Origin of the sequence: Lacinutrix mariniflava (assembly GCF_001418015.1) — a bacterium.
Lineage (GTDB): Bacteria > Bacteroidota > Bacteroidia > Flavobacteriales > Flavobacteriaceae > Lacinutrix > Lacinutrix mariniflava.
The window spans coordinates 288219-304087 of sequence record NZ_LIQG01000032.1; the positions used below are offsets into that span (position 1 = coordinate 288219).

The 15869-nt window shown below is 33.0% G+C and carries 11 protein-coding genes; all 11 read left to right on the top strand.

Annotated features, from left to right (window positions below):
* Position 1 precedes the first annotated feature (1 nt).
* The 11 genes from ASC44_RS17300 (at position 2) to ASC44_RS17350 (ending at position 15846) form a co-directional block, all read left to right on the top strand.
* Entirely contained in the window at positions 2-1831 is a 1830-nt protein-coding gene (locus tag ASC44_RS17300; RefSeq protein WP_055448870.1) for a Xaa-Pro dipeptidyl-peptidase, read from the top strand.
* A gap of 89 nt (positions 1832-1920) precedes the next feature.
* On the top strand, positions 1921-2874 hold the full coding sequence (locus ASC44_RS17305; protein ID WP_055448871.1) for a tRNA dihydrouridine synthase: 954 nt from the start codon (positions 1921-1923) through the stop codon (positions 2872-2874).
* Positions 2875-3021: 147 nt separating this feature from the next.
* On the top strand, positions 3022-5250 hold the full coding sequence (locus ASC44_RS17310; RefSeq protein WP_055448872.1) for a B12-binding domain-containing radical SAM protein: 2229 nt from the start codon (positions 3022-3024) through the stop codon (positions 5248-5250).
* Between the two features lie 53 nt (positions 5251-5303).
* Positions 5304-7562: an FUSC family protein gene (locus tag ASC44_RS17315; RefSeq protein WP_055448873.1), complete on the top strand. Its 2259-nt coding sequence runs from the start codon at positions 5304-5306 to the stop codon at positions 7560-7562.
* Between the two features lie 165 nt (positions 7563-7727).
* Positions 7728-8399, top strand: a complete 672-nt coding sequence (locus tag ASC44_RS17320; RefSeq protein ID WP_055448874.1) for a carboxypeptidase-like regulatory domain-containing protein — start codon at positions 7728-7730, stop codon at positions 8397-8399.
* Between the two features lie 11 nt (positions 8400-8410).
* A complete protein-coding gene (locus ASC44_RS17325; protein WP_055448875.1) occupies positions 8411-9418 on the top strand; it encodes a transglutaminase domain-containing protein in 1008 nt (335 codons plus the stop codon).
* A gap of 35 nt (positions 9419-9453) precedes the next feature.
* Complete coding sequence (locus ASC44_RS17330) at positions 9454-10689, top strand: DEAD/DEAH box helicase (RefSeq protein ID WP_055448876.1); 1236 nt, start codon at positions 9454-9456, stop codon at positions 10687-10689.
* Between the two features lie 18 nt (positions 10690-10707).
* Positions 10708-11685, top strand: coding sequence for a peptidase associated/transthyretin-like domain-containing protein (locus ASC44_RS17335; RefSeq protein WP_055448877.1), 978 nt, complete (start codon positions 10708-10710; stop codon positions 11683-11685).
* Positions 11686-11781: 96 nt separating this feature from the next.
* Complete coding sequence (locus tag ASC44_RS17340; RefSeq protein WP_055448878.1) at positions 11782-14001, top strand: RelA/SpoT family protein; 2220 nt, start codon at positions 11782-11784, stop codon at positions 13999-14001.
* Positions 14002-14097: 96 nt separating this feature from the next.
* Positions 14098-14556: a Fur family transcriptional regulator gene (locus ASC44_RS17345; protein WP_055435529.1), complete on the top strand. Its 459-nt coding sequence runs from the start codon at positions 14098-14100 to the stop codon at positions 14554-14556.
* A gap of 15 nt (positions 14557-14571) precedes the next feature.
* Entirely contained in the window at positions 14572-15846 is a 1275-nt protein-coding gene (locus ASC44_RS17350; RefSeq protein ID WP_055448879.1) for an adenylosuccinate synthase, read from the top strand.
* The last annotated feature ends 23 nt before the right edge of the window (positions 15847-15869 follow it).

The following is a 15869-nucleotide window of genomic DNA, read 5'->3' on the forward strand; positions in this document are numbered from 1 at the left end:
CATGATAAAAAAGTACAATACATTAGGCTTATTTTCCATTTTATGTTTAACAGTAACACTTGGTTTTGCACAAGACAAAACCGTTCCTGTTTTTGCAGATGGAGAAGCGCAACCCGTTCAAGGTTTCACAGATACTAACGATTGGGTGAGACACGATCTTTGGGTAGAAACAACTTTCGATACAGACGAAGATGGTAAACCGGACCGCATGCACGTTGCAGTTACGCGTCCAAAACAAACAGATACCGAAGGTTTAAAACTACCAGTAATTTATGTTACAAGTCCTTATTTTGCTGGCGTAGCAGCAGATGTTCCAGGCGTGATGTGGAATGTAGAACACGAACTTGGAGAGATTGGAGAAGAACGTGCACACCCAGAAGTAATACGTAGAGGTGAACGCCCAATTATATCCAATTCTCATCTTAGAAAATGGGTGCCACGTGGTTATATTGTGGTACACTCATCGTCTCCAGGAACAGGTTTAAGCGATGGCGCACCAACTATTGGTGGACCAAACGAAGCGTTAGCACCTAAAGCAGTAATAGACTGGTTATGTGGAAGAGCAAAAGGCTACACAGAAAGAGATGGAAAGGAAGAAGTAACTGCTTTTTGGTCTACAGGAAAAGTAGGCATGACAGGAACATCGTACAACGGAACATTACCACTAGCTGCTGCAACAACAGGAGTTGAAGGTTTAGAAGCTATTATACCTATTGCTCCAAACACCTCATCATATCATTATTACAGATCTAACGGTTTGGTACGTTCGCCAGGTGGTTATTTAGGTGAAGATATCGATGTCCTTTACGATTTTGTACACAGTGGTGCCGAAGATAAGCGTCCAGGAAATAACAAACGCATAAGAGATACCGAAATGAAAAACGGTATAGACAGACAAACAGGAGATTTAAACGACTTCTGGAACGATAGAGATTACTTAAACCAAATGGCACCAATGAAAGCCGCTTTGTTAATGTCTCATGGTTTTAACGATTGGAACGTTATGCCAGAACACAGTAACCGTATTTACCAAAAAGCGAAAGCTATGGGTTTACCTACGCAATTGTATTATCACCAAAATGGACATGGTGGACCACCACCAATGATTATGATGAACCGTTGGTTTACACATTATTTACATGGTGTAGATAATGGCGTAGAAAACGATAAACAAGTTTGGATTGTTAGAGAAAACGACACACACGATAATCCTACGGCTTACGATGCGTATCCAAACCCAAAAGCACAAGACGTAACCTTACATTTAAACAAAGGCGGAACTGTTCTTGGTGCTCTATCTACAAAGCAAAATAAGAGACAAAAAACAGAAACTTTAGTAGACGATTTTAATATTTCGGCTAAAGAGCATGCACAAATCTCGAGTTCTAAAAACAGACTATTATATGCAACACCTCATCTTACAAGAGATCTTCACCTTTCTGGTGAAGCAGAAGTAACTATTAGTTTATCGAGTAGTAAAGCCGCAGCAAATTTATCTATTATGTTAGTATCTTTACCTTACGAGAACGATGCTAAAGTAATTACAGATAATATAATTACAAGAGGTTGGGCAGACCCACAAAACCATAAATCGTTAAGAGAAAGTGAGCCTCTTAAAAAAGGTGAATTTTATAATGTAACGTTTAAATTACAACCAGACGATCAGATTATTCGTGCTGGACAGCAAATAGGTTTACTAATCTTTTCTAGTGATAAAGAATTTACATTACATCCAAAACCTGGAACAGAATTAACTATCGATTTAGACAAAACAAGTTTAACATTACCTATTGTTGGCGGTTTAGAAGCTTTCGCAAAAGCAACCAAGTAAAAGAACAAAAGCATATTTTTTTTTAAAACCACTTCTATTAGAAGTGGTTTTTTGTTTTTAAACTATATTTGCCCAACTCAATATTACACATGGCAATCACCTTACTTTCTTCACCTTTACAAGGCTTTACCGATTTCAGGTTCCGTAACGCGTTTCATCATTATTTTGGTGGCATCGATACTTTTTACGCACCTTATATTCGATTAAACGGAAAGTTGAAAATTAAAAATTCGTATCAATTAGATTTACAACCAGAAAACAATACAACGCTAGAAGTTATACCTCAAGTGATGACTAACGATCCAGACGAATTTTTGTTTGTTGTAAAATACGTGCAGAGTTTAGGTTATAAAGAGTTGAATTGGAATTTAGGCTGCCCATATCCTATGGTTACAAAATCAGGAATGGGTTCTGGTATGATTTGTAATCCTACTAAAATTGATGACGTTTTAAAAAAAGCACACAACGAAAGTGATATTACAGTCTCTATGAAAATGAGAATGGGCTACGAACATGCTGGCGAAATTTTAGACACCTTTCCTACTCTAGATAAGTATCCACTTAAAAACGTTGCTATTCATGCTAGAATTGGTAAACAACTCTACAAAGGTCCTGTAGATTTAGAATCTTTCGAGCGCTGTATAACAAGTACAAAGCACAAGTTGTATTACAATGGTGATATTACGAGTGTAGCATCATTTAAAAAAATGGAAGCACGCTTTCCTAGTATCGATCATTTTATGATTGGTCGTGGCTTAATAGCAGATCCATTTTTACCAAGCATGATTAAAAACAACACGACAGAATATCCTAAAAACAGATGGGAGATTTTTAGTGAGTTCCATGATACTATTTACCAACAATACGACGAATACTTATCTGGACCAACACCAATAAAAATGAAAATGCTAGGCTTTTGGGAATTCTTTTCTCAGTCATTTTCAAATCCTCAAAAAACTTATAAAGCTATTAAAAAGGCTGGTAATCCTGTGAAATATAAGCAAGCGGTTGCTGCTATTTTAAATAATGAGAGTAAACTCTAAACTACAGAATAACATAATTAAGTTCAAATTTATTTGTTAAAAATGAAATTGACTTAATATTATACACTGCATTTTAAAAAATACCTGTCAGGTTTTTAAAACCTTACAGGATACAACTATCTTTGTAATCGTATTAAAAATTTTCAATTGAAAGACCTATTACTAATAACACCACCTTTTACCCAATTAAACACACCTTATCCTGCGACTGCATATTTAAAAGGGTTTTTAAACACTAAGGGCATTTCTGCATTTCAGATGGATTTAGGTATTGAGGTTATCCTGGAATTATTCAGTAAAACAACATTTAATAAACTTTTCGATTTAGCTATTGAAAACGAAAGTATTTCAACGGAAAATTGCCAACGTATTTACACATTAAAAGACGATTACTTACAACCTTTAGATGCTGTAATTCTATTTTTACAAGGCAAAAACCAAACTTTAGCAAGACAAATTTGTACTACAAATTTTCTACCACAAGCTTCTCGTTTCGAGCAATTAGAAGATATGGATTGGGCTTTTGGCGAAATGGGAATGCAAGACAAAGCCAAACATTTGGCAACCTTATATCTTGAAGATTTATCCGATTTTATTATAGAATGTATCGATCCTAATTTTGGTTTTAGCAGGTATGCAGAACGTTTAGGGCAAAGTGCCAATGCGTTTGATGAGTTATACGATAGCTTGCAAGAAACACCAACATTTATAGATACTATTACACTTGCGCTTTTAGAAGATAAACTAAAAGCGGTACAACCAAAACTGGTTTGTTTTTCGGTGCCTTTTCCTGGTAATTTATACAGCGCCTTTAGGTGTGCACAATTTATTAAAGCTAATTATCCTGAAATTAAAATTGCTATTGGTGGTGGTTTTCCTAATACCGAATTACGACAAGTAACAGATAAACGTGTTTTCGATTTCTTCGATTTTATTACGTTGGATGATGGTGAGTTACCAGTAGAATTACTCTATGAAGCAGTCTGCCATTCAGAGCCTTTCGACTGCGCTCAAGATAAACTCCACGAAAGTATCTCTGAAAACGAATTCAAACGTACTTTCATCCTAGAAAACGATGTCGTTACTTATAAAAACAATACCAAAAGACCAGACTACAAACAGCTAGAGGTTGGCACACCAGATTATTCAGATCTGTTATTAGACCAATACGTTTCGGTTATAGAAATTGCCAATCCAATGCACAGTTTATGGAGCGATGGCAGATGGAACAAGCTCACAATGGCGCATGGTTGTTATTGGGGAAAATGTACTTTTTGCGATATCTCTTTAGATTATATTAAAATTTACGAACCTATTGCTGCTGCACTTTTAGTAGACAGAATGGAACAGTTAATTGAACAAACTGGAGAAAATGGTTTCCATTTTGTAGATGAAGCTGCGCCTCCTGCTTTAATGAAAGCCTTGGCTTTAGAGATTATAAAACGACAGCTAACAGTTACTTGGTGGACTAACATTAGATTCGAAAAAAACTTTACCCAAGACCTTTGTTATTTATTAAAAGCATCTGGTTGCATTGCTGTTTCTGGCGGTTTAGAAGTGGCTTCAGATCGACTTTTAAAACTTATAGATAAAGGTGTAACCGTTGAGCAAGTAGCGCAAGTAACGCGCAATTTTACACAAGCCAACATTATGGTACACTCTTACTTAATGTATGGTTATCCAACACAAACAGAACAAGAAACTATTGATAGTTTAGAGATGGTAAGACAGTTGTTTGAATTGGGTATTATACAATCTGGATTCTGGCATCAGTTTGCATTAACAGCACATAGTCCCATTGGTTTAAATCCTTCAGAATATGGTATTACACCAAATTACAAATCGATTTCGTTTGCTAATAATGATATTGATTTTACAGATAGTACAGGTATTGATCACAGTTTGTTCAGCTTCGGATTAAAAAAATCATTATTTAATTTCATGCACGGCATTGGCTTTGACATGGATTTACAAGAATGGTTCGATTTTAGTATTCCGCAAACTTCAATTACACCATATTATATTGAAGACTGCCTTAATACCGAGACTACGTTAAGCACAAAGCCTACAGCAAAAATTGTTTGGCTAGGTCATTTACCTCTAGTTGCAGAACGTACAAAAACTAAAAAAGGATTTACAAATGAGTTACTAGACTTAACGTTTCATGATAAAATAGAACGACTAGAAATCACTTTAAATAAGCCTGAAGGCGAATGGTTATTAGATCAGCTCGAAATATTAAAACCTACAAATGGTAAGGCGCAATCTTTTTCTGCATTAAAAAAAGACTTTGAAACCCAATTTGAAGATTTTGAATTGTTCTGGTTTTCGAAATCAATACAAAAATTAAGAGATTTTGGATTGTTACAATTATAAATAACACAAGATTAACCTCAATAAAAGGCATTAAAAACTATCTTTGAGTTACTATGCAGAACAAGTTAAAGGCGTACCTAAAAACTACCGAATTATTTCTTAAAGGCTCAAGCTTTTATAGAGGTGTTGTACTTACAGTTGCAGTAATTTTACCCTTAATTGTTTTTAATGCTATAGATTTATTTGTTTTTGCTCCGGCAATTGCTTTAGGTACTTTTTTAAATGCTCCCAGCGATGTACCCGGAAGTTTAAGGCGCAAAATTAACGGTATCTTTATTAGTATTGCATTAACCATGTTGGTTACGTTTATAATATTATTAACCAAACCTATTTTTGCTTTACTAGTAATCGCTATTACTATTTTAAGTTTTGGTATTAGTTTAATATCTGTTTATGGTTTTAGAGCTTCTTTAATTTCTTTTTCTGGTCTACTGGCAATTGTTCTAGCTTTAGCAATAGACAAACCAGATATAAAATCGATTGCAATACATGTTAGTCTTTTAGGTTTAGGAGGTTTATGGTATTTAAGCTTTTCACTATTTGCAAATTGGATTTTTCCTAAAAAAGACGACGACCAATTACTGTCTGACACCTTACAACTTACCGGACAGTTTTTAAAAGTGAGAGCTAAGCTTTTAGTAAAGCCTAATAAGCGTGAAAAGTTTTCTAAAAAAGCATTAATTCTACAAACGCAAATAAGCGAGAAACACGAAACATTAAGAGAGTTACTTTTAGAAGGTAGAAAACGTTCTGGAAGGTCCCACTCTAACGAAAGACGTTTATTAATATTTATATCTTTAGTCGATATTTTCGAATTGGCTTTAGCAAATTCTTTAGACTATTCTAAAATAGATTCTTTATTTGGTTTACGAAAAAAGCATTTGAATAGCTTTAAGAAAATGAATAAAGAAATGGGAAAACACCTTATTGCTTTATCCGAATTATTAATAAAAAAAGGAGAATTACCCAACATAGAAATATTTAACGACATCTATAAAGAGACCGACAAAGCCATATTAGATTATGTAGCCGAAATATCTTTACCAAAGGCTCGAGAAGGTGCTATTTCTTTAAGGAACCTTCAAGATTACCAAAAACAACTACTCCAAGAAGTAAAAGCAATTAGACGTGTTTTAACAAAAGTTAAAAACAACTCTAAAGCCTTTTTAAAAACAAAAGAGTCTGTTCCTTTTTTAACCTCTCAAGATTATAGATTTAATATACTATTACAACATTTTAGTTTAAAATCGCCAATGTTAAGGCATGCCTTAAGATTAACTATTGCTATTATTTTTGGCTTTTTACTCGGTAGTTTATTAGATCTTAAAAACGCTTATTGGATTATTTTAACCATTATAGTTATTATGCGTCCTAACTATGGATTAACCAAAGAACGCTCTAAAAATAGAATTATAGGTACCATAATTGGAGCTGTAATAGCAACAGCAATTGTTTTAATTACACAAAACACAATTATTTATATGGTGTTGGCTGTTATCTCACTAACCTTCGCCTTTTCTTTAATACAACAAAGCTATAAAGCTGGTGCTGCTTTTATAACCTTAAACATTGTTTTTGTTTACGCACTTATAGATCCTAATGCCTTTACCGTTATTCAATATCGTGTTATCGATACCGTTTTAGGTGCCGGAATTGCGGTTTTAGCAAACTATTTATTATTCCCGAGTTGGGAGTATAAAAACTTAGATTCTGTAATATTAAATGTTATTACCACTAACAGCGATTACTTAGAAGCCACAAAACATCTATACCATAATAAAGAAGAAAATAGCTTAGAGTACAAAGTCTCAAGAAAAAAGGCTTTTCTAGCAATGAGTAATTTAAATGCAGCTTTTCAACGTTTAACACAAGATCCAAAATCTAAACAGAAAGAATCCGCTTTAATTTACGATATGGTAACCTTAAACCATACTATACTATCGGCGATAGCATCTATTGGGAGTTATGTATTAAATCATAATACAACTCCAGCTTCAGAAGAATTCGATACTATTATTAAAGATATTACATCGTCCTTAAAACATGCTGCTTCAAAATTAGGACATAATGAGACGGCTCATTTTTCCGAAGAAAAAGAAATACACAAAGCGCATGAAAAGCTTCAAAAACGTTACAATAATTTATCTCTAAAACGTGATAGCGATATTGAAGCCGGACAAACCGAGATAGACAATAAAACGCTTTTAAACTTGCAGGAAGCCCATTTAATTAGCAATCAATTATTGTGGTTAAAGTCCCTATCTGTTAATTTAAACAATGTAACATTGAAGTACAAATCGGTTTTTAATTAACTTGCTTAATAGTTAATAAGCGCATCGAATCTCAATATTATAATTTCTTAGACTCATTAAAAGTAGTGTTTCACTCATTGAAACGTAGCGTTTACTAGTTCTGTGTTTTATAATGTTATTGTTAAGTATATGTTTGATGTATATTAACACATAAAAACGGATACCATGAAAAATCAAATCAGTTTAAAAATTAAAACACCTTGCCAAGAAAACTTTAAAACATTCGCTTCCACTCCAAATGGTGGTTTCTGCAATTCTTGCGAAAAGGAAGTTATAGATTTTACAAAAATGAACACTCAAGGTATTACTGAATACTTCTCTTTAAACTATAAAGAAAACACTTGTGGAAGGTTTAAAGCAAACCAACTTAATACCTTTAAAGCAGAACCTTTACCTCCAAGAAAATATGGAATACTAAGTGGTGTTGGCTTAGCATGTTTGGCTTTATTTTCTATGTCGTCAATGCACGCACAGGATACGACACAAACGTTAGGAAGTGATACAAAAACTAACATTTCAAAATTTCAAAACAACATTCTTGTAAAAGGAACTGTTTCAGATTCAGAATTACCTTTACCTGGAGTAAACGTTATGCTAGAAGGAACAGAAACTGGAACTGTAACAGATTTTGATGGCAATTTTGAATTTCCGAAGAGACTAAAAAAAGGCGATGTATTAGTTTTTACTTCAATAGGCATGGATTCTCAAAAAATGGTTGTTGAAAATAATGGAACGACTTCTAAAATAGATTTAAAAGTAAGTATGACAACAGATACTGTTATTTTAATGGGCAAAATAGCTGTTAAAGAAGTTTACAAGTCTAATAGAAATAGATAATCATTAATTTTATGAAAAATACACTTCTTTTATTCTTGTTATTGATAGTCAATAATGCAATCGCTCAAATCTCAGATTTTGAAGCTACAGACTTTACTGTTGCAGATAATGTGGCGCAATTATATAAAGGAAGTGATTTAGATAATTTACAATTACTGGCATATAACCTCACTTTTAAACTCCCAACAGACGCTGAAAAATTTAGAGCCATTTACACATGGGTTTGTAATAATATAAAAGGAGATTCTTACCAACACGAAAAAGTAAGCAGAAAACGTAAGAAACTTAAAAATGATAGTCAAGCCTATTTACAATGGAATAATAAATACAAAAAAACCGTTTACAAGAAGTTATATGAAGATAAAAAAACCATGTGTACTGGTTATGCTTATTTAATAAAAGAATTGTGCTTTTTTGCTAATATAGACTGTAAAATAATTGATGGTTACGGACGCTCTACCAAATCAAATATCGAAACTCTTAACAAACCTAATCATTCATGGAATGCAGTTAAACTACATAACAAATGGTATTTAAGCGATGCCACTTGGTCTAGTGGTTATATGATTGGTGAAGGATTTTTTCTTAACGATTATAACGACGGTTACTTTTTAACAGAACCTATATTGTTTGCCAAAAACCACTTCCCATTAGAAAAAAAGTGGTTATTAAATGAAACTTTAATACAATCAGACTTTATTGCTTCGCCTTTAGTTTATGGCGAAACGTTTAAACATAAAATAATACCTGTAAGTCCTGAAAAAATGGACTTTACAATACAAAATGAAACTGAAATTACTTTTAGTTTTAAAAGATTAAAAAATAATACTGAAGACAAAATCTCATTAGTTCATTTCTCAGGAAGCAATGAACATACTTATAAAATTCAGGATCTTAAAACCGAAGATGGAATAACATCTTTTAAGCACCAGTTTAATAGAAAAGGCTTTTACGATGTGCACTTAAAAATTAATAATGATATTGTTGCTACTTACACTATTGAGGTGACTAAAAGTTAAATTATAGAACTACCTTTGCAGCAAACATTTTTTACATGTCATTTAAAGACCTAAAACTAAACAGACCATTACTTCGTGCCATTGCAGAGAAAGGCTACGATAACCCAACACTTATTCAAGAGCGCACGATTCCGTTAGTTTTAGATAAAAAAGATGTGATTGCTTCTGCACAAACAGGAACAGGAAAAACAGCTGCTTTTGCATTACCTATTTTACAATTGTTGTATGATAAGCAAGAGTCTGCAAAGAATCAAAAGAAAATACGTGCACTTATTATTAGTCCAACACGTGAATTAGCAATACAAATTCAACAAAATTTCGAAGATTACGCTACGCATACCAATTTAAAGTCTGCTGTAGTTTTTGGAGGTGCGTCTATAGATCCACAAAAAGACCTACTAAGAAAAGGTGTCGATATTTTAATTGCAACACCTGGTCGTTTACTCGATTTACATAAACAAGATACTGTAAACCTAGATTATGTTGAAACATTAGTTTTAGACGAAGCAGATTTAATGCTTGACATGGGCTTTATTGACGATGTTAATAAAATTGAAAGACTGTGTCCTAAAGAAAAACAAACACTATTATTCTCTGCAACCATACCTTACAAGGTCGAGCAATTAGCAGAAACGATATTAAATAATCCATATCGTGTTGAAGTGTCTCAAAATTCTTCAACCTCTAAAAATGTAAATCAAGCGCTATATTACGTACCTAAACCACAAAAAATTGAATTGTGTTTGCATTTACTACGTAGCACTATAAATGGTCGTATAATTATTTTTCGCCGTACAAAATATGGTGTCGACAAATTAGAACAAACACTTCTTAAAAATAATTATAAAGTAGACAGTATTCATGGTGACAAAAGTCAAACATTAAGACAAGAAGCTTTAAAAAATTTTAAAAAAAACAAAGTCGATATCCTAATCGCAACAGACGTTGCTGCACGTGGTATTGATGTAGACGATGTAGATGCTGTAATTAATTTCGATTTACCAAGCGTACCAGAAACCTACGTGCATAGAATTGGAAGAACTGCAAGAGCAGGAAATACAGGAACTGCTTATTCTTTTTGTTCTGCAGACGAAAAAGAATATGTAAAAAACATCCAGCAACTAATTCATTTACAATTAGATGTTATAGAAGAGCATCCTTATCCTTTAGATCCAAAAGCAAAACCTGTTGTGCATAAAAAACAAGGTTCTAAATATAAAAAGGGACGTAAAAGTGAGGCGTCTAAAAAGAAGAAAAAACGTTGGTATTAATTTTCATATATTAATAGCATGACTAAATTATATTATTTTATTATTCTTTGTGTTTTAAGTTTTAGTGTAAAAGCACAAAACACAACCATAATTTCGGAGACTGAAGAACCCGTTTCTTACGCAACGATATCTTTTGGTAATGGTAATGGATTATTTGCAGATGATGCCGGTCAGTTTTATTTCACAAAAAAATTATATAAGGATATCGATTCGTTATTTATTTCTGCCATTGGCTTTAATGACCTTAAACTAGCAACTCAAGTTTTATCTGCTACAATTATAATGAAATCAAGTATAAATACACTTGATGAAGTCTTTTTAAGTAAACCAAAAGGAAAGTTTAAGCTCGAAAAAATAAAACCAACCGTTCATGAGGATTATTTTAAATGTTGGCTCCCAACAATAGAAAGTGAAATTGCAGTCTATTTCCCTAACAACTCTACTAAAACACAGCGTTTATCTAGTTTACAAGTACCTATAAAAGTAGAAGCTAAAGATTGGGATAAACGCAAAAGAAAGACCTCTAAAAAAAGACCATTTTCTACATTATTTAAAGTTAATTTTTATGAAAACAATAACGGCTTACCTGGCGATGTTTTAACCTATGACAATGTTGTTTTTATTGCAAATGAAAAAAATGAAAAAATATTAGAAGTTGATATCACTAAATACGATGTCTACATGCCTAAAAACGGCTTATTTATTTCGCTCCAAGTATTAGGCTATACAGATGCAAAAGGAAAGCTATTACCAAATAAAAAATATCAAGAAATTAAAACAAAGCGTGGTGTTGTAAAAGTATCAACAACGTTTAGACCTCTATTACCTTTTACAGACGAGATTACCGAAAAAAGAACCTTTGTAAGACGCATTTTCTTAAATGGTGGACAATGGACACTTTTCGATAAGCAGAATGTAGAAAAATCGAACCTCCTTAAAGCCGGCTTAAACAATTACGGACTAGGCTTAAATATAGAGACTTACAGGGATAATTAATCTAAATCACCTCTTTTTAATTAGCTATTATTTCTTCATTTAAAAAATGAAAAAAAACGCCTTGCGCATTCATATTTAATTCTTATTTTTATTTATATGACGGAAGCAGAGATAGAGAAAGAAAACGCAACGATTGCAAAAGCCTATAAAGACTTATTAAAGGTTAGTTATACGTCTTTAACAGATGACGATAAAAAACTAATTCGGAAAGCTTTTGATGTTGCTGTAGATGCACACAAAACACAGCGTAGAAAAAGTGGTGAAGCCTATATATTTCATCCTATTGCTGTAGCACGTATTGTGGCTTCAGAAATAGGAATGGATGCTACCTCTATTGCTGCTGCTTTACTACATGATGTTGTAGAAGATAGCGACGATTATACTGTAAAAGACATTGAAAAACTATTTGGTGAAACCGTTGCAAGAATTGTAGATGGTTTAACCAAAATCTCATCTTTAAGTAAAGAAAAAGACATGGATGTGTCTCTTCAAGCAGAGAATTTTAGAAAAATGCTGCTAACACTTAATGATGATGTTCGTGTTATTATTATAAAAATTGCCGACAGACTCCACAACATGCAAACCATGGACTCCATGCGTCCTGATAAGCAAGAAAAAATTGCAAGCGAAACACTATACATTTATGCACCATTAGCACATAGAATTGGCCTTTATAATATAAAAACAGAGCTTGAAGATTTAAGTTTAAAATATACAGAACCGGAGATTTATAACGAGATTCTTCATAAAACAAAAGAAAGCAAGCAAGATCAAGATGCTTACATTCAAGAATTTAATAGCGTTATAAAAACCTCTTTAGATAAAGAACAATTAAATTGTGAAATAAAAGGACGTCCAAAATCTATTTTTTCTATTAAACGAAAAATGGAAAAACAAGGCGTTGCTTACGATGAAGTTTACGATAAGTTTGCCGTTAGAATTATTTACAGATCGGATAAGGAAAATGAGAAATTTCTAGCTTGGAAAATTTACTCAGTCGTTACAGATCACTTTAGACCAAATCCAACACGATTACGAGATTGGATTTCATCTCCAAAATCTACAGGTTACGAAGCGCTCCATATTACAGTAATGGGTCCTAAAGGTCGATGGGTAGAAGTACAAATTAGAAGTGAACGTATGAACGAGATAGCCGAAAAAGGTTATGCGGCCCACTATAAATACAAAAATAACGACGATAAAGAAGATAATCTCGACATGTGGATTAATAGACTTCAAGAAGCGCTAGAAAACCACTCTACAAATGCTGTCGATTTTGTCGAGCAATTTAAACTGAACCTCTACTCTAAAGAAATATTTGTTTTTACACCAAAAGGAGATTTAAAATCTTTACCAAAAGGCGCAACACCTTTAGATTTTGCTTTTAGTATTCATACGGAAGTTGGTATGAGAACACGAGGTGCAAAAGTAAACGGAAAACTAGTACCATTAAGTCATGAACTTAATAGTGGTGATCAAGTAGATATATTAACAAGTGAAAACATAAAGCCTAATCCTAATTGGCTGGATTATGCCACCACATCACGCGCACGAGGTAAAATAAAATCATTACTTCGTGAAGACGAAAAAATTGTTGCCGAGGATGGTAAGGAGATTTTACGTAGAAAATTAAAACAACTTAAAATTACGCTCGATGAGAAATCGGTTAACGAAATGGTTAGCCACTTTAAACTTAAAACCAGCTTAGATCTTTTCTATCGTGTAGGAATTGGAACTATAAGCAACCCAATGCTCAAGGACTACGCAGCATCAAGAAGCAATGCTTTAGTCAGTTTTATTAAGAATAAGATGAATCGTAAAAATTCGATTTCAAAAGAAGAACTCGAAAAAGATGAAATTACAAGTAGCTACGACATGCTTGTTTTTGGTAAGGAGGAAGAAACCTTGGACTACAAACTAGCAACCTGTTGCAATCCTATTCCTGGAGATTCTGTTTTTGGTTTCCTTACTATTAACGAAGGTATTAAAGTCCATAAAAAAAACTGCCCAAATGCATTAAGCTTGCAATCTAATTATGCGTATCGCATAATGCTTGCTAAATGGATTGACTCTTCTAAGCAAGAATACTATGCTAATATTAACCTTTCTGGAATCGATAATTTAGGATTGGTAAATGATATTACTAAAGTTATTTCGGAAAACATGCATGTAAACATGACGAGTATTAGTTTTCAAAGTAATCATGGTGTTTTCTCTGGAAAAATTAATGTGAGTGTTAAAAATAAAACCTTACTTAAAAAGCTAATCGATAATCTTAAAAAAATCAATGGTATCGAGAAGGTTACAAGGGCATAAAATCAACCTTGTTAATAACTGCGTGATAACACTTTATTCTATCTCATAAAATTGTAGAATTACCCCAAAAAAAGATGTAAATTTGTTCCTTAAATTATGAGCGCAAATACAGACACAAAAAATCAAGAGATTGTAAAAAATGTTTTTACAGCTTTTTTAGAAGGTAATGGTCACAGAAAAACACCTGAACGATACGCTATACTTCAAGAAATTTATAATAACAAAGAACATTTTGATATAGAATCTTTGTATTTAAAAATGAAAAACAAAAAATATCGTGTTAGTCGCGCTACACTTTATAATACCATAGAATTACTTTTAGACTGTGGTTTGGTTAGAAAACACCAATTTGGAAAAAACCAAGCACATTACGAAAAATCATATTTCGATAAGCAACACGATCATGTAATTTTAACAGATACTGGTGAAGTTATCGAATTTTGCGATCCAAGAATACAATCCATAAAAAAAACAATCGAAGAGGTTTTTGATATTACAATCACTAACCACTCGCTCTATTTTTATGGAACAAAGAATAAAACAGAAGACAACTAAAAAAAACTTACTACAATGGCAGTAGATTTACTACTAGGTTTACAATGGGGAGACGAAGGCAAAGGAAAAATTGTTGATGTATTAACCAAGAATTACAACATTATAGCACGCTTTCAAGGTGGGCCAAATGCAGGACACACACTTAAATTCGATGGCATAAAACATGTGCTTAGAACAATTCCTTCTGGAATTTTTCATAAGGAATCTATGAATGTTATTGGAAATGGCGTTGTTGTCGATCCTGTAGTATTTATTAAAGAATTAGAAGGTTTAGATCAATTTGATATTGATTATAAAGCAAAACTGATTGTATCTCGTAAAGCACACTTAATTTTACCAACGCATCGCTTATTAGATGCTGCAAGTGAAGCTTCTAAAGGAAAAGCTAAAATTGGTTCTACTTTAAAAGGTATTGGACCAACTTACATGGATAAAACGGGTAGAAACGGTATTCGTGTTGGTGATTTAGAGATGCCAGATTGGAAAGAAAAATACAGAGCTTTAGCCAATAAGCATGAAGCTATGATTGCATTCTACAATGTGGATGTACAATATGACTTAGCAGAAATGGAAGTTGAGTTTTTCGAATCTGTAGAACGTTTAAAAGAATTACAATTCATAGATAGTGAAGCTTATTTACACCAAGCGCTAAGAGATGGTAAAACTATTTTAGCAGAAGGTGCTCAAGGTTCACTTTTAGATATCGATTTTGGAACCTATCCATTTGTAACATCTTCTAACACTACTGCTGCTGGAGCTTGTACAGGTTTAGGTATTGCACCAAACCAAATAAAAGACGTTTTTGGTATTTTTAAAGCATACACTACACGTGTTGGTTCTGGACCTTTTCCTACTGAATTATTTGATGCAGATGGCGAAGAAATGGCTAGAGTTGGTCAAGAATTTGGAGCAGTTACAGGTAGAGCAAGACGTTGTGGTTGGTTAGATTTAGTAGCTTTAAAATACACATGTCGTGTTAATGGTGTTACAAAATTAATGATGATGAAAAGTGATGTGCTTTCAGGATTTAAGACCTTAAAAGTAGCAACAGCTTATAAATATAAAGGTGAAACTATCGAACATTTACCGTTTAATATAGAACCTGAAAACGTAGAGCCAATCTATTCAGAATTCAAAGGTTGGAGTGAAGATTTAACAGGTATGACTGAATATGCTCAATTACCTAAAGCATTAAACGAGTATATAGATTTCCTTGAAAAAGAATTAGAAATTCCTATTACTATTGTTTCTGTTGGACCAGATAGAAAACAGACTATTTTTAGAGATTAATTCTAATTAATTACAACATATAA

Coding starts and splice junctions, on each gene's coding strand:
- ASC44_RS17320 (WP_055448874.1), top strand. CDS start 7,728: ATGAAAAATCAAATCAGTTTAAAAATTAAAACACCTTGCCAAGAAAAC.
- ASC44_RS17330 (WP_055448876.1), top strand. CDS start 9,454: ATGTCATTTAAAGACCTAAAACTAAACAGACCATTACTTCGTGCCATT.
- ASC44_RS17340 (WP_055448878.1), top strand. CDS start 11,782: ATGACGGAAGCAGAGATAGAGAAAGAAAACGCAACGATTGCAAAAGCC.
- ASC44_RS17315 (WP_055448873.1), top strand. CDS start 5,304: ATGCAGAACAAGTTAAAGGCGTACCTAAAAACTACCGAATTATTTCTT.
- ASC44_RS17345 (WP_055435529.1), top strand. CDS start 14,098: ATGAGCGCAAATACAGACACAAAAAATCAAGAGATTGTAAAAAATGTT.
- ASC44_RS17305 (WP_055448871.1), top strand. CDS start 1,921: ATGGCAATCACCTTACTTTCTTCACCTTTACAAGGCTTTACCGATTTC.
- ASC44_RS17325 (WP_055448875.1), top strand. CDS start 8,411: ATGAAAAATACACTTCTTTTATTCTTGTTATTGATAGTCAATAATGCA.
- ASC44_RS17300 (WP_055448870.1), top strand. CDS start 2: ATGATAAAAAAGTACAATACATTAGGCTTATTTTCCATTTTATGTTTA.
- ASC44_RS17335 (WP_055448877.1), top strand. CDS start 10,708: ATGACTAAATTATATTATTTTATTATTCTTTGTGTTTTAAGTTTTAGT.
- ASC44_RS17350 (WP_055448879.1), top strand. CDS start 14,572: ATGGCAGTAGATTTACTACTAGGTTTACAATGGGGAGACGAAGGCAAA.